Source organism: Kitasatospora sp. MBT66 (assembly GCF_000710405.2).
Classification (GTDB): domain Bacteria; phylum Actinomycetota; class Actinomycetes; order Streptomycetales; family Streptomycetaceae; genus Kitasatospora; species Kitasatospora purpeofusca.
Genome location: NZ_JAIY01000007.1, coordinates 218,731 through 236,773 on the forward strand (window position 1 = coordinate 218,731; position 18,043 = coordinate 236,773).

The 18,043-nt window shown below is 72.4% G+C and carries 20 protein-coding genes; 12 read left to right on the forward strand and 8 right to left on the reverse strand.

Annotated elements, in window-relative coordinates:
• The first annotated feature begins 116 nt into the window (after window positions 1–116).
• The 3 genes from BI06_RS50965 (at window position 117) to BI06_RS20490 (ending at window position 2,070) form a co-directional block, all read left to right on the forward strand.
• Entirely contained in the window at window positions 117–275 is a 159-nt protein-coding gene (locus BI06_RS50965) for a hypothetical protein (protein WP_157855342.1), read from the forward strand.
• Window positions 276–330: 55 nt separating this feature from the next.
• Window positions 331–1,260: a GTPase Era gene (gene era, locus BI06_RS20485; RefSeq protein WP_030395782.1), complete on the forward strand. Its 930-nt coding sequence runs from the start codon at window positions 331–333 to the stop codon at window positions 1,258–1,260.
• A gap of 96 nt (window positions 1,261–1,356) precedes the next feature.
• On the forward strand, window positions 1,357–2,070 hold the full coding sequence (locus BI06_RS20490; RefSeq protein ID WP_030395783.1) for an alpha/beta fold hydrolase: 714 nt from the start codon (window positions 1,357–1,359) through the stop codon (window positions 2,068–2,070).
• Window positions 2,071–2,145: 75 nt separating this feature from the next.
• Here BI06_RS20490 and BI06_RS20495 read toward each other — a convergent pair whose 3' ends face one another.
• Window positions 2,146–2,412: a protealysin inhibitor emfourin gene (locus BI06_RS20495; protein WP_030395784.1), complete on the reverse strand. Its 267-nt coding sequence runs from the start codon at window positions 2,410–2,412 to the stop codon at window positions 2,146–2,148.
• A gap of 67 nt (window positions 2,413–2,479) precedes the next feature.
• A complete protein-coding gene (locus BI06_RS20500; protein WP_043470389.1) occupies window positions 2,480–3,505 on the reverse strand; it encodes a M4 family metallopeptidase in 1,026 nt (341 codons plus the stop codon).
• Between the two features lie 371 nt (window positions 3,506–3,876).
• Here BI06_RS20500 and leuA point away from each other — a divergent pair, with 371 nt between their 5' ends.
• The 4 genes from leuA to BI06_RS20520 all read left to right on the forward strand — a co-directional run bounded on the left by leuA (window position 3,877) and on the right by BI06_RS20520 (window position 8,565).
• Window positions 3,877–5,673: a 2-isopropylmalate synthase gene (gene leuA, locus BI06_RS20505; protein ID WP_030395786.1), complete on the forward strand. Its 1,797-nt coding sequence runs from the start codon at window positions 3,877–3,879 to the stop codon at window positions 5,671–5,673.
• A gap of 424 nt (window positions 5,674–6,097) precedes the next feature.
• The gene (locus tag BI06_RS20510) at window positions 6,098–6,607 is read left to right on the forward strand and encodes a TerB family tellurite resistance protein (protein WP_233290235.1); all 510 of its coding nucleotides are present in this window, start codon (window positions 6,098–6,100) and stop codon (window positions 6,605–6,607) included.
• Between the two features lie 361 nt (window positions 6,608–6,968).
• Window positions 6,969–7,715, forward strand: a complete 747-nt coding sequence (gene recO, locus BI06_RS20515) for a DNA repair protein RecO (protein ID WP_030395788.1) — start codon at window positions 6,969–6,971, stop codon at window positions 7,713–7,715.
• 4 nt (window positions 7,716–7,719) lie between these two features.
• Window positions 7,720–8,565 (forward strand): isoprenyl transferase, encoded by an 846-nt coding sequence (locus BI06_RS20520; RefSeq protein ID WP_030395789.1) that lies wholly within the window; start codon window positions 7,720–7,722, stop codon window positions 8,563–8,565.
• 147 nt (window positions 8,566–8,712) lie between these two features.
• On the opposite strand, the gene BI06_RS20525 is transcribed toward BI06_RS20520, so the two are convergent.
• From BI06_RS20525 to BI06_RS20540, 4 genes are read right to left on the reverse strand one after another with little or no spacing between them, the layout of a single operon-like run.
• A complete protein-coding gene (locus BI06_RS20525) occupies window positions 8,713–9,123 on the reverse strand; it encodes a Fur family transcriptional regulator (protein ID WP_030395790.1) in 411 nt (136 codons plus the stop codon).
• A gap of 35 nt (window positions 9,124–9,158) precedes the next feature.
• On the reverse strand, window positions 9,159–10,079 hold the full coding sequence (locus tag BI06_RS20530; RefSeq protein ID WP_051741489.1) for a metal ABC transporter permease: 921 nt from the start codon (window positions 10,077–10,079) through the stop codon (window positions 9,159–9,161).
• Window positions 10,076–10,873 carry a metal ABC transporter ATP-binding protein gene (locus BI06_RS20535; RefSeq protein WP_043470391.1) on the reverse strand — a complete coding sequence of 266 codons (798 nt, stop codon included), beginning with the start codon at window positions 10,871–10,873 and terminating at the stop codon, window positions 10,076–10,078. The genes BI06_RS20530 and BI06_RS20535 overlap by 4 nt, the downstream gene beginning before the upstream one ends.
• Window positions 10,874–10,886: 13 nt before the next feature.
• Complete coding sequence (locus BI06_RS20540; protein WP_051741491.1) at window positions 10,887–11,927, reverse strand: metal ABC transporter substrate-binding protein; 1,041 nt, start codon at window positions 11,925–11,927, stop codon at window positions 10,887–10,889.
• A 191-nt stretch (window positions 11,928–12,118) separates the two neighbouring features.
• Here BI06_RS20540 and BI06_RS20545 point away from each other — a divergent pair, with 191 nt between their 5' ends.
• Window positions 12,119–13,501 carry a glycine--tRNA ligase gene (locus BI06_RS20545; protein ID WP_030395794.1) on the forward strand — a complete coding sequence of 461 codons (1,383 nt, stop codon included), beginning with the start codon at window positions 12,119–12,121 and terminating at the stop codon, window positions 13,499–13,501.
• Window positions 13,502–13,722: 221 nt separating this feature from the next.
• Window positions 13,723–14,268 carry a hypothetical protein gene (locus BI06_RS49575; protein WP_043470394.1) on the forward strand — a complete coding sequence of 182 codons (546 nt, stop codon included), beginning with the start codon at window positions 13,723–13,725 and terminating at the stop codon, window positions 14,266–14,268.
• A gap of 97 nt (window positions 14,269–14,365) precedes the next feature.
• Here BI06_RS49575 and BI06_RS20555 read toward each other — a convergent pair whose 3' ends face one another.
• Window positions 14,366–15,655, reverse strand: coding sequence for a hypothetical protein (locus BI06_RS20555; RefSeq protein ID WP_149030427.1), 1,290 nt, complete (start codon window positions 15,653–15,655; stop codon window positions 14,366–14,368).
• A gap of 190 nt (window positions 15,656–15,845) precedes the next feature.
• Entirely contained in the window at window positions 15,846–16,436 is a 591-nt protein-coding gene (locus tag BI06_RS20560; protein WP_037781096.1) for an NADAR family protein, read from the reverse strand.
• A gap of 208 nt (window positions 16,437–16,644) precedes the next feature.
• Between BI06_RS20560 and BI06_RS20565 the strand changes: the two genes are divergently transcribed.
• From BI06_RS20565 to BI06_RS20575, 3 genes are all read left to right on the forward strand, one after another.
• Window positions 16,645–17,073 carry a VOC family protein gene (locus BI06_RS20565; protein ID WP_043470400.1) on the forward strand — a complete coding sequence of 143 codons (429 nt, stop codon included), beginning with the start codon at window positions 16,645–16,647 and terminating at the stop codon, window positions 17,071–17,073.
• Window positions 17,074–17,250: 177 nt separating this feature from the next.
• On the forward strand, window positions 17,251–17,790 hold the full coding sequence (locus tag BI06_RS20570) for an RNA polymerase sigma factor (RefSeq protein WP_030395799.1): 540 nt from the start codon (window positions 17,251–17,253) through the stop codon (window positions 17,788–17,790).
• A partial coding sequence (locus BI06_RS20575) for a hypothetical protein (protein WP_063795005.1) occupies window positions 17,787–18,043 on the forward strand: 257 nt, incomplete at its 3' end. The genes BI06_RS20570 and BI06_RS20575, both read left to right, overlap by 4 nt.

Below are 18,043 nucleotides of genomic sequence, written 5' to 3' on the forward strand. Positions count from 1 at the left end.
CGTCGCCGGTGCCCGGGGTTCGCGCCCCGGGCATCCGTGCGTTCGAACACCCTTGGGCCAGGCGGATAATCTCACCGGGGACGGGCGGGGAATCCGCACGGTGAGGGGGCTGGGCGATGGGGCCGTACGCGTTCTTCGCGGGACTGCTGCTGGGCGTGATGGGCATGGGCAAGTGGCAGGAGACCGGCTCGCCGTTCTGGCTCTGGGGCTCGGTCTCCTTCCTGCTGATCGTCCTCGGCTGGGGGCTGGGCTCGCTGTTCGGCGGGAAGAAATGACCGGCCCGGACGCCGGTGGCGGTCCCCTCGCGGGTGATCAGGGAGAATGGGGTCCATGAGTGCCCCTTCCTCCTCGTACCGCTCCGGCTTCGCGTGTTTCGTCGGCCGGCCCAACGCGGGCAAGTCGACCCTGACCAACGCTCTGGTGGGGACGAAGGTCGCGATCACCTCCGACCGCCCGCAGACCACCCGGCACACCGTCCGCGGCATCGTGCACCGCCCGGACGCCCAGCTGGTGCTGGTCGACACCCCCGGCCTGCACAAGCCGCGCACCCTGCTCGGCGAGCGCCTCAACGACCTGGTCCGCAGCACCTGGGCCGAGGTCGACGTGATCGGCTTCTGCCTGCCCGCCGACCAGAAGCTCGGCCCCGGCGACAAGTTCATCGTCAAGGAACTCGCCGAGATCAAGAAGACCCCCAAGGTCGCCATCGTCACCAAGACCGACCTGGTCGACTCCAAGCGGCTCGCCGAGCAGCTGATCGCCGTCCACCAGCTCGGCGCCGAGCTGGGCATCGAGTGGGCCGAGATCATCCCGGTCTCGGCGGTCGGCGAGAAGCAGGTGGACCTCGTCGCCGAGCTGATCACCAAGCTGCTCCCGGAGGGCATGCCGCTCTACCCGGACGGCGACCTGACCGACGAGCCCGAGCAGATCATGGTGGCCGAGCTGATCCGCGAGGCCGCCCTGGAGGGCGTCCGCGACGAGCTGCCGCACTCGCTGGCCGTCGTGGTCGAGGAGATGATCCCGCGCGAGGGTCGTCCGGCCGACCGGCCGCTGCTCGACATCCACGCCAATGTGTACATCGAGCGGCAGAGCCAGAAGGCGATCGTCATCGGCGCCAAGGGCGCCCGGCTCAAGCACGTCGGCACCACCGCCCGCAAGCACATCGAGGCGCTGCTCGGCACCCCGGTCTACCTGGACCTGCACGTCAAGGTGGCCAAGGACTGGCAGCGGGACCCGAAGCAGCTGCGCAAGCTCGGGTTCTGACCGAGGGCCGGCTCGGACCGAGGGCCGGCTCTGACCGGCAGCGGGTTCCGATCGACGGCGGGTGCTGATCGGCGGCGGGACGGCGAGGGGGCGGGGATGAAGCTGAACACGCGCGAGTGGGGCAGCGGCGACCGGGTGGCGCTGCTGGTCCACGGGATCATGTCCGACCACCGCAGCTGGCGGTCGGTCGGCCCGGCGCTGGCCGGGCGCGGCTACCGGGTGATCGCGGTCGACCTGCGCGGCCACGGCGCCAGCCCGCGCGGGGAGGGCGCCGCCCCGGTGGACCGCTACCGGCCCGAGCAGTACGCCCAGGACCTGGTGGACACCCTGCCGACGGGCGCGGAGCTCGCGATCGGCCACTCCCTCGGCGCCCTGACCCTGCTGCACGCGGTGGACCGGCTCCGGCCGGCCCGGGCCGTCTACTCCGACCCGGCCTGGCGCTTCGTGCGGCCCGGCCTGTTCGACCCGGCCGTGTTCACCCAGTTCAAGGCGGCCACCCGGGAGCAGATCGGCGTGCTCAGCCCGCGCTGGGACGCGGCGGACGTCGAGGTCGAGCTGGCCACCCTCGCCGTCTGGGACCCGGACACCGCGCTCGCCCTCTCCGCCCTCGCGGACCGGGCCGCGCTGCCCGGCGCCCCGGTGGTGCCGTCCCTGGTGCAGCTGGCCGACAACAGCTGGCTGATCGGGCCCGAGGACGCCGGGACGCTGCGCGGCCTGGGCTACGAGGTACGCACGGTGCCCGGCGCCGGGCACACCATCCACCGGGACGACCTCCCGGGCTTCCTGGCCTCGCTCGACGGCTGGCTCTGACGGCCGGGTGTGACGGCCGGGGTGTGACGGCCGGGGTGTGACCGCTGCGGTGCGACGGTCGGGAGGCGTTGCCGGTCAGGCGCCCTCGCGCAGGACCAGCGAGACCAGCTCCCGCTGGGACTCGGTGAGCTTGGGGTCCGCGCAGTGCACCGTGCGCCCGTCGACGGTGATCGCGTAGTGGTAGCCGTCCGGCACCCCGTAGGAGGGCGCGCGCAACCCGCCCGCGACGGCCTCGCGGGCGAGCGCGTGCACGTGCGGGGCGTCCACCCGCTCGGTGGTGTCGAGCTCAGCGCGGCGGACGTGTCCCGCGAGGCCGCCGGTCCGGGTCACCTGGATACGCATGGTGTCCATGGTGCTACCCAGGGATGGCGTTTGCCGGTGTTTTTCCGGACCTTGACCCAATCGCCACTCAGGTCGGGCTGATGCCGACCTTCGCCCAGGACGCGGTCACCGTGTCCGCGACCTTCGGTTCCGGGTAGCGGGCCTTCGCGGCCGCCACGGTGGCCCGGGCGAAGGCCGTGAAGTCGGCGTCGGCGGGCAGCCGCCGGCCGGTCAGCGCGTCGTACCAGATCTGGCCCGCGCGCTCCCAGGACCGGCCGCCGAGCGCGGTGGCGAGCAGGTAGAAGGCGTGGTTGGGGATGCCCGAGTTGATGTGCACGCCGCCGTTGTCCTGGCCGGTGCGCACGTAGTCGCGCATGTGTGCGGGCTGGGGGTCCTTGCCGAGCCGGGGGTCGTCGTACGCGGTGCCGGGCTCCTTCATCGAGCGCAGCGCCACGCCCTGCACCCCGGGGGCGAGCAGTCCGGCGCCGATCAGCCAGTCCGCCTCGGCGGCGTCCTGGAGCAGCGCGTACTGCTTGACCAGGGAGCCGAACACGTCGGAGACCGACTCGTTGAGCGCGCCCGGCTGGTCCCGGTACTCCAGGCCCGCGGTGAACTGGGTGACGCCGTGGGCGAGCTCGTGGCCGATGACGTCGATGCAGGCGGTGAAGTCGCCGAACACCTCGCCGTCGCCGTCGCCGAAGACCATCCGCCGGCCGTCCCAGAACGCGTTGTCGTAGTCCTGGCCGTAATGGACGGTGGCGTCCAGGCGCAGCCCCTGGTCGTCGATGGAGTGCCGGCCGTAGACGGCGGAGAACAGGGTCCAGGTCGCGCCGAGGCCGTCGTAGGCGTGGTTGACGGACTGGTCCGGGACGGCGCCCTCGCCCTCCCGGCGGACGGTGCGGCCGGGCAGGCGCTCGCGGTGCGCGGCGTCGGAGATCACCCGTTCCAGCCGGTCGGCGGCGGCGGCCCGGTCCGGCAGGGCGGCGGTGAGCCGCGCGGCCCGGTGCGCGGCGTCGAGGGCGAGGGAGCGGGCGGCGGGCTCGTGACCGTCCTCGGCGAGGCGGTCCAGGACGTACGGCGGAACGATCGCGCAGAGCGTCGGTTCGGCTGTCATGTGGCCCAGGGTGAGGCATTGATGACGTGTTGTCACCGGCGCGGACAGGATTTCGCGCCTCCCGGGCCGGGCCGCGCGCCGCCGGGGGACCGTCTCAAGGGGTGGGAAGACCGCCCGGGCGGCTTCGGGGTCGCGCGGCGCTGGGTTAGGCTGGATCGCATCATGCGCATCGGGCTGCTTCTTCTTAGCTGCCGCGTCGAGGGCCTGTAGTCCGTCAAGGGCCGGCTTCCCTCGCCGCGGGGACTGTGCTGCGCGCTGAATTTCGGGCGATCCGTGAACGGGTCGTGAGCGGCAGCAGGCCGGCCGAGTCGGGTGACACCTCACCCCGACCCGCCCGCACCACGCATCACAGGAAGCCGAGACTCACCTCCATGACCGAGCAGAGTTCCGCCGCGCCCATCCCCGCCGCCCGTGCCTTCGTCGACCGCCCCACCCCGATCACCGCCGCCTCGGTACGCCAGCGGCCGTCCGGGATGCGGCACGGCCGCTACCTGCCGTTCGGCACCGTCGACCTGCCGGACCGCACCTGGCCGAACCAGGTGATCACCAAGGCGCCGCGCTGGCTGTCCACCGACCTGCGGGACGGCAACCAGGCGCTGATCGACCCGATGTCCCCGGCCCGCAAGCGCAAGATGTTCGACCTGCTGGTGGCGATGGGCTACAAGGAGATCGAGGTAGGCTTCCCGTCCTCCGGGGCCACCGACCACGCCTTCGTGCGCTCGCTGATCGAGGAGGGGGCGATCCCGGAGGACGTCACCATCTCGGTGCTGACCCAGGCGCGCGAGGAGCTGATCGAGAAGACCGTCGAGTCGCTGGTCGGGGCGCCGCGGGCGACCGTGCACCTGTACAACGCGACCGCGCCGCTGTTCCGCCGGGTGGTGTTCCGCAACGACCGGGCGGCCACGAAGGCGATCGCCGTCGACGGCACCCGGCTGGTGATGGAGTACGCCGAGAAGCTGCTGGGCGATGACACCGCCTTCGGGTACCAGTACTCGCCGGAGATCTTCGTCGACACCGAGCTGGACTTCGCGCTGGAGGTCTGCGAGGCGGTGATGGACGTCTGGCAGCCGGGCGAGGGCCGCGAGATCATCCTGAACCTGCCGGCCACCATCGAGCGGGCCACCCCGAACGTCCAGGCCGACCAGTTCGAGTGGATGTCGCGCAACCTGTCGCGCCGGGAGTTCGTCTGCCTGTCGGTGCACCCGCACAACGACCGGGGCACCGCCGTGGCCTCCGCCGAACTGGCCTACATGGCCGGCGCCGACCGGATCGAGGGCTGTCTGTTCGGGCAGGGCGAGCGGACCGGCAACGTCGACCTGGTGACCCTGGGCATGAACCTGTTCTCGCAGGGCGTCGACCCGGAGATCGACTTCTCCGACATCGACGAGGTCCGCCGCACCGCCGAGTACTGCAACCAGATGGAGGTGCACCCGCGCCACCCGTACGCCGGCGACCTGGTGTACACCTCCTTCTCCGGCTCGCACCAGGACGCCATCAAGAAGGGCTTCGACGCCCTGGAGGCCGACGCCAAGGCGGCCGGCGTACCGGTGGAGCAGCACACCTGGGGCGTGCCGTACCTGCCGATCGACCCGAAGGACGTCGGCCGCACCTACGAGGCGGTCATCCGGGTCAACAGCCAGTCCGGCAAGGGCGGCGTGGCGTACGTCCTGAAGAACGACCACAAGCTGGACCTGCCGCGCCGGATGCAGATCGAGTTCTCCCGGATCATCCAGGCCAAGACCGACGCCGAGGGCGGCGAGGTCACCCCGGCCGAGATCTGGCGGGTCTTCGAGGACGAGTACCTGCCGACCACGGGCAACCCGTGGGGCCGGATCTCGCTGACCGGTTCGCGCACCCTGACCACCGAGGACGGCCGGGACGCGCTGACCGCCCACGCGGTGGTGGACGGGGCGACGGTCAGCCTGGCCGGTACCGGCAACGGCCCGGTCTCGGCCTTCGCGGACGCGCTGGCGCAGATCGGCGTGGACGTCCGGGTGCTGGACTACGCGGAGCACGCGCTGAGCGAGGGCGGCGACGCCCAGGCCGCCGCGTACGTGGAGTGCGCGGTGGACGGCCGGGTGCTGTGGGGCGTGGGGATCGACAGCAACACCGTGCTGGCCTCGCTGAAGGCGATGATCAGCGCCGTCAACCGGGCGCAGCGCGGTTAGTTCGTACGGGTAAAAGTTTCCGGGCCGTCCCCTGCGGGGCGGCCCGGCGGCGTTCCCGGACGTCGTGGGGCGGTCGTCCGGCCGGGGGCGCCCCGGCTGTGTCCTGCGCCACATTTTTTGTCGGATCGGGCCGTTCGAGGTACTGACACGTGTCGGCAACCGTGGCAACATCGTCCCACCGGTAAGCCGGGTCGGTGGGACGGCCCGGTGGCCGGTCGCGTGACCTGCCCATTGTTGTGCAGGCCGCCTGCCATGTCTGGGGAGTGGCGCCGTGACAGGGATGTGGGGTGTTCGCCCGCGGTGGCGGACTGATGTTCTCGGTGACTTCTTCTGCCCGGGCTGCGGCGGGGACCGCAACTACCGCCGGCAACACGGCCGGCGGTGGCTGCGGCTGCTGGGGACCCCGGTACTTCCGCTCGGACCGGTGATCGGCAGCGTGCAGTGCACCAGCTGCCACGGCCGGTTCGGGGTGGAGAGCCTGGAGCAGCCCACCTGCGTGCGCCTGGGCGGGATGCTGCGCGACGCGCAGTACACCGTCGCGCTGGCGATGCTGGCGGCCGGTGGCACCGCCCACCGCGCGGCCCGCGAGGCGGCGTGCGGGGCGGTCCGGGACGCCGGCTTCGAGGACTGCGGCGAGGCGCAGGTGCTGGCGGCGCTGGCCGCGCTGTCCGGTCTCGGCGGCGAACTGTACGACGCGCACGGTATGGCGGGCGGGCTGGCCGTGGAACTGCACGCGGCCCTGGAGCCGCTGGCCCCGCACCTGGCCCGGCCGGGCCGGGAGCGGCTGCTTCTGCAGGGGGCGGCGATCGCGCTGGCCGACGGCCGGTACCGGCCGCAGGAGCGGGAGGCGCTGGCCGCGATCGGGCGCTGTCTGGACCTGCCGCACGCGCGGGTCGGGGCGCTGCTGGAGGCGGCGACCCGGGCGCCGTACTAGCGCTCCGGTCCTTCCTGCTCTCCCTGTTCTTCCTGTTCTTCCGGTCCTTCTCTCCCCGGCCTTCGGTCTCTCGGTCTCTCGGTCTCTCGGTCTTCCGGTCTCCCGGTCCTCCCGGCGGAGCCTCTCGCCGGACACCCGACCCCCTCTCTTCTGTCGGCACCTCCTCCCCCCAGACCCCCACAACCGGGCCCCTTCCGCCCCGGCTCCCGGCCGGTGGCGTCCCCACGGCCGGGGCCCGCCGTGACCCGCACCGCTCGGCAGCCCCCACGGCCCCGGTGCGGGCACACGGCTGTCCGAGGCTGGGGGACAATGGTGGGATGTCCACACTGTTCCAGGGCCGCCGCGGTGGTGAGGCGGGCGCATGAGTCTCTTCCGCGACGACGGCGTGGTGCTCCGGGCCCAGAAGCTCGGCGAGGCGGACCGGATCATCACCCTCCTCACCCGCCACCACGGCAAGGTGCGCGCGGTGGCGCGCGGGGTGCGCAAGACCAAGTCGAAGTTCGGCGCGCGCCTGGAGCCGTTCTCGCACGTGGACGTGCAGTTCTTCAGCCGCAACAGCGAGCTGATCGGCCGCGGCCTGCCGCTCTGCACCCAGGTGGAGACGATCGCCCCGTACGGCGGCTCGATCGTCACCGACTACGGCCGGTACACCGCCGGCACGGCCATGCTGGAGACGGCGGAACGGTTCGCCGAGAACGAGGGCCAGCCGGCCGTCCAGCAGTACCTGCTGCTGGTCGGCGGCCTGCGCACGCTGGCTGCCGGGCTGCACGAGTCGCACCTGGTGCTGGACGCCTTCCTGCTGCGCTCGCTCGCGGTCAACGGGTACGGCGCGACCTTCGACGACTGCGCCAAATGCGGGATGGAGGGACCCAACCGGTTCTTCTCGCTCCAGGCCGGCGGCGTGCTCTGCCCGGACTGCCGCGTGCCCGGATGTGCCGTACCCTCCCCTGAGACACTGGTACTGCTCGGCGCGTTGTTGTCAGGGGACTGGCAGACGGCGGACGCCTGCGAGCCGAGGTACTGGCGGGAAGGCAGCGGACTGGTCGCGGCCTATCTGCAGTGGCACCTGGAGCGGGGTATCCGCTCGATGAGATACGTGGAGAAGTGAGCACATGGCAGCGCGACGGCTCTTCGGCGGCGGCAAGCAGAGGGAGTACCTCCCCCCGACCCCGCACCCCAGCGGCGCCCGGCCCCCGAAGATCCCCGGCGAGCTCGTCCCGGGCCATGTCGCGATCGTCATGGACGGCAACGGCCGTTGGGCCAAGGAGCGCGGGCTGCCTCGCACCGAGGGCCACAAGGTCGGCGAGTCCGTCGTGCTGGACGTGCTCAAGGGCGCGATCGAGCTCGGCGTGAAGAACATCTCGCTCTACGCGTTCTCCACCGAGAACTGGAAGCGTTCGCCCGACGAGGTGAAGTTCCTGATGAACTTCAACCGCGACGTCATCCACCGCCGCCGCGACGAGATGGACGCGATGGGCGTGCGGGTGCGCTGGGCCGGCCGGATGCCCAAGCTGTGGAAGAGCGTGGTCCAGGAGCTCCAGGTCGCCGAGGAGCAGACCAAGGACAACGACGCCGTCACGCTGTACATGTGCGTCAACTACGGCGGCCGGGCGGAGATCGCGGACGCCGCGGCGGCGATCGCGGCCGATGTCGCGTCGGGCCGGCTGGACCCGAAGAAGGTCAACGAGAAGACCCTCACCAAGTACCTGTACCACCCGGACATGCCGGACGTGGACCTGTTCCTGCGCCCCAGCGGCGAGCAGCGGACGTCGAACTTCCTGCTCTGGCAGTCGGCCTACGCCGAGTTCGTGTTCCAGGACGTGCTCTGGCCGGACTTCGACCGCCGTGACCTGTGGCGGGCCTGCGAGCAGTACGCGATGCGCGACCGCCGGTTCGGCGGGGCGATCCCGAACGAGGCGCCGGCCGAGCTGGGCACCGAGGTGCCGGCGCAGCGCTGAGCCGGTGAAGGGCTGGGCGCTGCGAAGGGCTGGGCCCGTTGCGGCCCTGAGTCTGTTGCGGCCCTGAGCCTGTTGCGGCGCCGGGTCCGCGTGCGGAGAAGGGCCCGCGGGAGGTGACTCCCAGCGGGCCCTTCGGCGTACCGGTACTCAGGCCTTGGCGGCGCACTCCGCGCAGGTGCCGAAGATCTCCAGGGTGTGCGCGATGTCGCTGAAGCCGTGCTCGGCGGCGACCGAGTTGGCCCAGCGCTCGACGGCCGGACCCTCGACCTCGACGGTGGCACCGCACTGGCGGCAGACCAGGTGGTGGTGGTGCCCGCTGCTGCACCGGCGGTAGACGGCCTCACCGTCGGCGGTGCGCAGGACGTCCACCTCGCCGGCGTCGGCGAGCGACTGGAGCGTCCGGTAGACCGTGGTCAGACCGACCGAGTCCCCCCGGTGCTTCAGCATGTCGTGGAGCTCCTGGGCGCTGCGGAAGTCCTCGATCTCGTCCAGGACCGCCGAGACGGCGGCGCGCTGCCGGGTCGATCGGGCTCGCGGCGACGGGCCTGCGGTGGTCACCGTGGGTCCTCCTGCTGGTGTGGGCGACTGGCACCTCATTGTGCCAGCCCCGCACTGGGCGCCGGAGTGGTCGCGTCGACCCGCTCCGGACCGGGCAGTCGGACGTCGCAGACCTGCGGTCCGCTCTCCTGGGTGTCGCGGTGGCGGCGGCGGGCGAGGGGGGCGGCGATCGCGCCGAACACCGCGAACACGACGATGGCCAGCAGCACGATGGCCGGGCCGGAGGGCACGTCCAGCTGGTAGGAGCCGGTGACGCCGGCCAGGGCGACGAGCACGCCGACCGCGATCGAGCCGGCCTGGGTGGCGGCGAAGGAGCGGGTGAGCTGCTGGGCGGCCGCGACCGGAACCACCATCAGGGCGCTGACCAGCAGCAGGCCGACCACCCGCATGGCGACGGTCACGGTGACCGCGGCCATCACCGCGAGCAGCAGGTTGAGCAGCCGCACCGGGACGCCGGTGACCCGGGCGAAGTCCTCGTCCTGGCAGATCGCGAACAGCTGGCGGCGCAGGCCCAGGGTGACGGCGACGACGACGGCGCCGAGCGCGCCGATGGTGGCCAGGTCGGCGGGGGAGACGGTCAGGATGGAGCCCCAGAGGTAGCTCTCCAGCGAACCGGCGCCGGCCTGGGCGGACTTGGAGACCAGCAGCTTGCCGCAGGCCATGCCGCCGTAGAAGAGCATCGCGAGGGCGATGTCGCCGCGCTGGTTGCCGCGCGCGCGGACCAGTTCCATGGTGACGGCGCCGAGCACGCAGACCGCCACGGCCATCCAGACCGGGCTGGTCTGGAAGATGAAGCCGAGGCCGACGCCGGTCATCGCGACATGGCCCATGCCGTCGCCCATCAGCGCCTGGCGCCGCTGCACCAGGTAGATGCCGACGGCGGGGGCGGTGATGCCGACCAGCACGGCGGCGATCAGCGCCCGCTGCATGAAGTCGTAGCTGAGCATCTCGGTCATGACAGCAGTCCCCGGGGTCGGTCGTGTTCGTGGCCGTGGTCGGCGTGCGGATGGACGTGGTCGTGGCCCGGCAGGGCGTGCAGACCGGTGTTGGGAACGGGCGGGCCGTCGTGCGCGACGCAGCCGTCGCGCAGCACCACGGCCCGGTCGATCAGCGGCTCCAGCGGCCCGAGTTCGTGCAGCACCAGCAGGACGGCGGCGCCGCGCGCGACCTCGGCGCGCAGGGTGTCGGCGAGCACCTGCTGGCTGGCGGCGTCCACCCCGGCCATCGGCTCGTCCATGATCAGCAGATCGGGGGTGCCGGCCAGGGCGCGGGCGATCAGCACCCGCTGCTGCTGGCCGCCGGAGAGGTCGGCGACCCCGTCCCGGGCCCGGTCGAGCATGCCGACGGCGGCCAGTGCGCGGTCCACGGCGGCACGGTCCGCGCGGCGGAACGGCAGCAGCCGGTGCAGGGGCAGCCGGCCGGTGGAGACGACCTCCCGGACGGTGGCCGGGACGCCGGAGGCGGCGGTGGTGCGCTGCGGCACGTAGCCGATCCGGTGCCAGGCGCGGAACCGGGCGAGCGGGGTGCCGAACAGTTCGAGCGTGCCGCGCTCCAGCGGGGCGGCCCCGGTGACGGCCTTGACGGTGGTGGACTTGCCGGAGCCGTTGGCGCCGAGCAGGGCGACCACCTCGCCGGGGCGGACGGTGAGGTCGACGCCGCGCAGCACCGGCCGTCCGCCGCGCGAGGCGACGGCGTCGTGGAGGCGGACGGCCGGGGGCGCCGGGGGTGTCGGGGAGGTCGAGGTGGTCATGCCGGTGGTCCCGTCAGCTGGTGGGTGCGGCGGGCGCGCCGGAGGCGGCGGGCGCGACCGGCGCGTCGGTGCCGAGGGCGGTCCGCAGGTTGGCCAGGTTCTGCCGCATCACCGAGAGGTAGTCGTCCTTGGCCGGGTCCTTGACGCCCTCCAGCGGGTCGAGGACGGCGGTCCTGAGTCCGAGGTCCTTGGCGACGGTGTCGGCGAGCTTGGGGCTGACCAGGGTCTCGAAGAAGATCGTGGTGACGCCGTTCTCCTTGGCGGCCTTCTGGACGTCGGCGAGGCGGGCCGGGGTGGGCTCGGACTCGGGGTCGACGCCGTTGATGGCGACCTGGGTGAGGCCGTAGGCCCCGGCGAGGTAGCCGAAGGCGGCGTGGCTGGTGACGAAGGTGCGGTTCCGGACGTCCTTCAGCCCGTCCTTGAACTCCTGGTCCAGGGCGGTGAGCCGGCCGACCAGCTCGTCGGTGTTCTTCCGGTAGTCCTCGGCGTGGGCCGGGTCGGCCTTGGCGAACTCGGCGCCGACGCTCCTGGCCACCGCCGCGTAGCGGGTCGGGTCGAGCCAGATGTGCGGATCGCCGGCGGCCCCGTCGTGGTCGTGGCCGTCGTGCCCGTCGCCGCTCTGCGCCTCGCCGCCGTGGTCGTGCCCGTCGCCCTCGGTGTGGCCCTCGGCGAGGTGGTGGTCCTCCAGCGGGACGGCCGCGGTGGCGTCGATCTTGTGCTTGGAGCCGGAGCCGGCGACCGCCTTGTCGACGGTGGGCTGCAGGCCCTTGAGGTAGACGATCGCGTCGGCCTTCTTGACCGCCCCGACCTGCTTGGCGGTGAGTTCGAGGTCGTGCGGCTCGACGCCGGGGGCGGTGAGGTCGGTGACCTTGACGTGCTCGCCGCCGATCCGGCCGGCGAGGAACTCCATCGGGTAGAAGGACGCGACGACGTTCAGCTTGCCCTCCGCGCCCTGGGCTCCGCCGCCGCTGCCGCAGGCCGTCAGGGTGAGGCCGGCGGTGAGGGCGGTGGCGGTCAGGGCTATGGCGCCGCGAGTACGTCGTCGGATCATCATGACAACCATTCTCAGATTAGATGGAAATGATTGTCAAATCACTCGGACGGGTGAACGGGTGGTGACGGTGAGTGGGCCGGTGCCGGAGATACCGATTTGAACCCCGTACCCATATGGCCGGTAACCTGAGGTATTCGGGTACGCGCAACCAGCCGTGCCCTGACCGTGCCGTACGTACTGAAGAGAGCACTGTGGCAGCCGACAAGATCGAGACGATCGTCAGCCTGAGCAAGCGCCGTGGCTTCGTCTACCCCTGCAGCGAGATCTACGGCGGCACTCGTGCCGCCTGGGACTACGGTCCGCTGGGCGTCGAACTCAAGGAGAACATCAAGCGCCAGTGGTGGCGCGCGATGGTGCAGGCCCGTGAGGACGTCGTCGGACTCGACTCGTCGGTGATCCTGGCCCGCGAGGTCTGGGAGGCTTCCGGCCACGTCAAGACCTTCAACGACCCGCTGACCGAGTGCCTCTCCTGCCACAAGCGCCACCGGGCCGACCACCTGGAGGAGAAGTACGAGGCCAAGCACGGCTTCCCGCCGCCGAACGGCCTCCAGGACGTGAACTGCCCGGACTGCGGCGTCAAGGGCCAGTTCACCGAGCCCAAGGACTTCTCGGGCATGCTGAAGACCCACCTCGGTGTCACCGAGGAGGCGAGCGGCCTGGCCTACCTGCGCCCGGAGACCGCCCAGGGCATCTTCACCAACTTCAAGGCCGTCCAGACCACCTCGCGCAAGAAGCCGCCGTTCGGCATCGCCCAGGTCGGCAAGAGCTTCCGCAACGAGATCACCCCCGGCAACTTCATCTTCCGGACCCGTGAGTTCGAGCAGATGGAGATGGAGTTCTTCGTCAAGCCGGGCGAGGACGAGCAGTGGCACGAGTACTGGCTCCAGCAGCGCTGGGACTGGTACGTCGGCCTCGGCCTGCGCACCGACAACATGCGCCTGTTCGAGCACCCGAAGGAGAAGCTCTCCCACTACGCCAAGCGCACGGTGGACATCGAGTACCGCTTCAACTTCGGCGGCACCGAGTTCTCCGAGCTGGAGGGCATCGCCAACCGCACCGACTACGACCTGACGGTGCACAGCGAGGCCTCCGGCCAGGACCTCAAGTACTTCGACCAGGAGTCCGGCGAGCGGTACTTCCCGTTCGTCATCGAGCCGGCGGCGGGCCTCAACCGCGCCATGCTGGCCTTCCTGATCGACGCCTACTTCGAGGACGAGGCGCCGAACGCCAAGGGCGTCATGGAGAAGCGCGTCGGCATGCGGCTCGACCCGCGGCTGGCCCCGGTCAAGGTCGCGGTGCTGCCGCTGTCGCGCAACGCCGACCTCTCGCCGAAGGCCCGCGGCCTGGCCGCCGACCTGCGCACCGCCTGGAACGTCGAGTTCGACGACGCCGGTGCCATCGGCAAGCGCTACCGCCGCCAGGACGAGATCGGCACGCCGTTCTGCGTGACGGTCGACTTCGACACCCTCGAGGACAACGCGGTGACCGTGCGCGAGCGCGACACCATGACGCAGGAGCGCGTCTCGCTCGACCAGGTGAAGTCCTACCTGGCGGCGCGGCTCATCGGCTGCTGACGTCGGCGGGCCCGGGTGCCCGCGGTCTTCCGTGCGAACCCCCGTTCGCCCCGGTGTCCCCGGGGCGGGCGGGGGTTCCGCGTAGGCGGGTGCTGTTCCCGGGGACGCCGGGTCGGTGGGCGCTGTTTCGGAGTTGCCGCTTCGGGGCCCGGTCGCCGTGACGATCGGCTAATCTCCGCTCCGGGCCGCCGGACCGGCCCCAGCTACGGGGAGGGGTTGGGATGGCGGATCCATGGTCGATCGCGTCGGGTGTCGGTGCCCTGGCTTCGGTCGCGGGGGCCTGGGCGGTCTACCGGGGACAGACCCGGCAGGTGGACTTCGAACTCGCCCGGACGCTCCACCTCGACCTGACGAGCGGTGAAGTGGCGCTGGCCCGCTACGCCCTGGTCGCATTCCGTCGGGGGCAGCAGCCCTACGGACCCGACGTGCTCGCGGCCTACTTCACGATGCTGTGGTGCTTCGAGCGTGTGCTCCAGGGCCGGCGGTCCATGATCCGGTCGCCGCTCGACCGGGTGCGCCGCAGTTCTCCCGTGCGCTTCCTCGACGAGGCCATCGCCATGCATGTGGCGAGCTGGGAGAGGAACCTGCCGGAGATCCGGCGCCGGTTGATCGAGGCCCTGGCCGAGGTGCACGGCGACGAGCTGCGCGACCGGGGCCTCTCCGCCAAGTTCGAGGCGCTCGCCGGGGCGCTGCGCTCGGCCGGGGTGATGCCGACGCCGCCCCCCGTCGCCCTTCCCCTGCAGGGGGAGTCCGCCCCGGCCTCGTGAGCGTGGGGGCCGGGTGGGGCGGGCGTCGGCCGGGTGGGGCGGACGCCGGCGGGTAGGCGGCGGCGCGTGGGCGGGCGCCGGCCGGGTGGGCCCGGGCTCAGCGGCGGCCCCAGCGGGAGCGGGGGCGGTTGGCCGGGGTGGTGGGGAGACCGGCGGTGCGGAGCGCGGCGAGGGTGGTGCGGTGCTGTCCCGGGTCCGCGAGCAGAGGCATGAGCAGTGCCTCGTAGAGGTCGGTCCGACCGGCCAGGGCGCCGGCCAGCCGGACCAGTTCGGCCGGTGGCCGCAGCGTCGCCAGCTCGCCCAGCAGCAGGGCGGGCAGCGGCGCGGGGAGCGTGGTGGCCAGGGCGGTGAGGTCGCCGGTGGGACGGCCGGCTGCCTGGCGCAGCAGGGTCCGGGCGTCGGTGGCGCGGTCCGCCTGGTGGAGGGCGGTGGCGAGGGCGGTCAGCTCGGCGGTCGGGGCGGAGCCCCACTCCCAGAGCAGGGTGGCGCCGTCGGCGTGCTGCCCGGCCCGCTCCAACCCGTCCAGCAGGGCCGGCAGGTCGGCGGCCGGGCAGGAGCGCAGCGTGTTGAACAGCTCCCCGGCCTCCTCGGCAAGCCCGGCCCGGCGCAGCTCGGCGAGGGTGGCGGCGGCGTGCTGGGGGCTGCCGTGGACGGCGCTGCGGGCGAGGTGGAGGGAGGCGCCGGTGGGTCCCCGGTGGGCGAGCCGGGCGGCCAGCGCGGCGGTGTCCTCCGGGGTGAGGTGCTCGGCGGCCTGGCCGAGGATGTCGGCGGCCTCGGTCGGGGAGGCCTTCCGGTACAGGCCGGTGATGCGCTCGGCGAGGGCGGCGAGCTCGCCGGGGGAGCGGTGGCGTGGCGGTGCGGGCGCCGGTGCGGGGCCGGGTACCGGCGCGGGGCCGGGTGCGGAGCCGGTGGGTGTGGGGTGGGGGCCGTCGTCGGCCGGCGTCTGGCGGTCGGCGTGGTGGACGTCGTGACGGACGTCGCGGTGGACATCGCGGTGGTGGACGTCGTGGAGAGCGTCGTCGTGGCCGCGGTCCGGTATGTCGTTCGGGGTGCCCGTCCCGGGCCGTTCGCTGCCCCCGACCCGTGGCGACGGCTGCCGCAACTGCTCCTCCAGGCTCTTCAGTCGGTCGCTCAGATCCAGGCAGCGTGCGCCCAGCCCCTCGCGCAGTGTCCGCGCCTGGGTCAGCTGCCGCAGCAGCTCACCGTCCACCCGCTGCCGGTCGGGCAGCGACCGGACGGCTTCGGCGAGCCGCCGCTCGCGCTGCACCGCGTACTGTCTGGCGCGCAGTAATTCGTCCAACTGGGATCTGAGTTCGAGAGCGTCCTGCTCGCTCGCACCGATGCCCGCGTCCGGGACGAGGGGCTGTTCCGTGTGCCGTGTACGCATGATCACCGCAACCTGTCCAACTTGACCCTGACGGCCAGTCATCCTGGCGTTGAAATACGGCGCTGGAGTTACGGCAGTGCGTCCACAGTCTTGCGAGTGGTGTCCGGGGGCGCATGGGGCGCACGGATCGTGAGCGACCCGGCGCGCGCTTGCTACCCGTGCGCCTCCCGGTCGGAGGTGCCGGTCCGGCTCACCGCTCGGTCGCGGCGAGCCGGGCGCGGGCCTCCATGAGGGCGAAGCCGAGCAGGTTCTCGCCGCGCCACTCGGCGGGCCGCTCGGCACGCTCGTTCTCCGCGCCGAGGCCGATGCCCCAGATCCGGTCGAGCGGGCTGGCCTCCACCAGGACCCGCCGGGCGGTCGACAGCAGGTAGGCGCGGAGCCCGGCGTGGCTGCCGAACTTGGCGACATTGCCCGCGACGACCAGCTCGAAGCGGCCCGCACGCCAGACGGCGTCGTCGAAGCCGCGGACCTGGCGGCCCAGCTTCTTCGCCTCCCCGGCGCTCGGCGCGGCCAGGATCAGGGCGAGCGTCCTGCTGTCGTCGAACATCCGGGCCTTGCCCGCCATCATCCAGTGCTCGGCGGTCCGGTACTCGACACCGTCGACGACGAACGGGTGGTCGGGCCACCACTGGCTCAGCACACCGGGGCCGAACGACCCGTTCTGCTGCGGCTGATGGCCCCAGAACAGCAGCCACTTGGCCCGGGCGCCGGCCGCCACGGCCGCGGTCAGGGCGGCGCGGTCACGGGTGTCGGCGGGATCGATCGTGCGTTCGTCGCTCATATCGTCATGCTGACACAAAGGGGTTCGGTGCGGCGAGCGGGTTTTCCGTCGGGGGCCTTGGGTTCGTCGGATCTCGGGCCGGGCGGTGCGTCGCCGGTACTGATGTCGTGGTGCTCGGTCTTCGTCCTGAGTCGTGGTCCTGAAATGAAGGCGACCCCAGCGCAGTTGTCGGTGGGGTCGCCTTCCGCTTTCCGACCGAGGAGCCGAAATGTCCGAGCCGTCCGAGGCCGCCCCCGCCGTGCGTGAACTCCGTCTGGTGGTCACGGCCGCCGACTACGAGCAGGCGCTGCACTTCTACCGCGACGTTCTCGGCCTTCCCGAACGTGCCGCCTTCGCCTCGCCCGACGGGCGGGTCACCATCCTGGAGGCCGGTCGCGCGACCCTGGAGATCGCCGATCCGGGCCACGCCGACTTCATCGACGAGGTCGAGGTCGGCCGACGTGTCGCCGGCCACCTCCGGGTCGCCTTCCAGGTCGACGACTCCACCGCCACCACCGCCGAACTCGCGGCCGCCGGCGCCGAGGTGGTCGCCGAACCCGTCCGTACTCCCTGGAACTCCCTCAACTCCCGACTCGAAGCACCCGGGGGCCTCCAGCTCACCCTCTTCACCGAACTCGGCGACCCGGCCACGGAGTGACTCCGGCCGCCGCGCCGGGTTGAATCCTTTCCGTGGGTCGCCGCCTCTTATGGACGGCTTCGGTGAGGACCGGGGCGGACGAGGAGGTTGTGACGATGGTCTGGGCGGCTGTGGCGGTCGGTGTGCTGCTGGTCGGGGCGTGCAGCGTGACGGTGCTGCGGAAGTGGGGGCGGCGGCGTGGCTGAGGTGCGGGAGTGGCCGGGGAGTTCGGTGGTGGCCGCGGCGCAGGACGGTGATGCGGAGGCGATCGCCACGCTGGTCTCGGGAGCGCATCCGCATGTCCGGCGGTTCGCGCGGTCGCTCTGCGCCACGCCGGAGGACGCCGAGGACGCGGCGCAGGAGGCGCTGATCATCCTCTACCGCAAGATCGGGATGCTGCGGGCGACCGGGGCACTGGCCTCGTGGATGTTCCGGATCGTACGGAACGAGTGCCTGCGGCGGGCGCGTTCGGCGCTGGGGGAGCGTCCGGTGGCCGGGGTGGCGCCGTACCGGTCGGCCGAGGACGAGGTGCTGGGGCGGCTGGAGGCCGGGCGGGTGGCGGAGGCGATCGCGGCGTTGCCGGAGGATCAGCGGCGGGTGCTGGTCATGCGGGACGTCCAGGGGCTCAGCGGGCGGACGGTCGCCGATGCGCTGGGGCTGAGCACCGCGGCCATGAAGTCGCGGTTGCACCGGGCGCGGGCGGCGGTCCGGGCGGTCACCGGCGGAGGGGAGTGGTGAAGGGCGGCACTTCCGGCTATGCCAGCCGGACGGTGGCCGGGCACCTGGTGCGGGGCGGGATCGGGTTCGGCGCGCTGGTGGGGGCGTTCGTGCTGCTGCCGGTCGCCGGGCCGGTGGCGCTCCTCCTGCTGCCGCTCGGGCTGGTCGCCCTGCGCGGGTGTCCGACCTGCTGGGTGATCGGGCTGCTGGAGACGGTGTCGCGGGGGCGGCTGCGGCGTGAGTGTGTCGACGGGCGGTGCGAGCTCCGTCCCGC

Bases quoted from the DNA above. Each gene is read 5' to 3' on its own strand.
- BI06_RS20535 (WP_043470391.1), bottom strand. From the start codon at position 10,873: ATGACCACCTCGACCTCCCCGACACCCCCGGCGCCCCCGGCCGTCCGC.
- BI06_RS20495 (WP_030395784.1), bottom strand. From the start codon at position 2,412: ATGCGTATCCAGGTGACCCGGACCGGCGGCCTCGCGGGACACGTCCGC.
- BI06_RS49575 (WP_043470394.1), top strand. From the start codon at position 13,723: ATGGCGGATCCATGGTCGATCGCGTCGGGTGTCGGTGCCCTGGCTTCG.
- recO (WP_030395788.1), top strand. From the start codon at position 6,969: ATGAGTCTCTTCCGCGACGACGGCGTGGTGCTCCGGGCCCAGAAGCTC.
- BI06_RS20540 (WP_051741491.1), bottom strand. From the start codon at position 11,927: ATGATGATCCGACGACGTACTCGCGGCGCCATAGCCCTGACCGCCACC.
- BI06_RS20530 (WP_051741489.1), bottom strand. From the start codon at position 10,079: ATGACCGAGATGCTCAGCTACGACTTCATGCAGCGGGCGCTGATCGCC.
- BI06_RS20520 (WP_030395789.1), top strand. From the start codon at position 7,720: ATGGCAGCGCGACGGCTCTTCGGCGGCGGCAAGCAGAGGGAGTACCTC.
- BI06_RS20565 (WP_043470400.1), top strand. From the start codon at position 16,645: ATGTCCGAGCCGTCCGAGGCCGCCCCCGCCGTGCGTGAACTCCGTCTG.
- BI06_RS20555 (WP_149030427.1), bottom strand. From the start codon at position 15,655: ATGCGTACACGGCACACGGAACAGCCCCTCGTCCCGGACGCGGGCATC.
- era (WP_030395782.1), top strand. From the start codon at position 331: ATGAGTGCCCCTTCCTCCTCGTACCGCTCCGGCTTCGCGTGTTTCGTC.
- BI06_RS20500 (WP_043470389.1), bottom strand. From the start codon at position 3,505: ATGACAGCCGAACCGACGCTCTGCGCGATCGTTCCGCCGTACGTCCTG.
- leuA (WP_030395786.1), top strand. From the start codon at position 3,877: ATGACCGAGCAGAGTTCCGCCGCGCCCATCCCCGCCGCCCGTGCCTTC.
- BI06_RS20490 (WP_030395783.1), top strand. From the start codon at position 1,357: ATGAAGCTGAACACGCGCGAGTGGGGCAGCGGCGACCGGGTGGCGCTG.
- BI06_RS50965 (WP_157855342.1), top strand. From the start codon at position 117: ATGGGGCCGTACGCGTTCTTCGCGGGACTGCTGCTGGGCGTGATGGGC.
- BI06_RS20560 (WP_037781096.1), bottom strand. From the start codon at position 16,436: ATGAGCGACGAACGCACGATCGATCCCGCCGACACCCGTGACCGCGCC.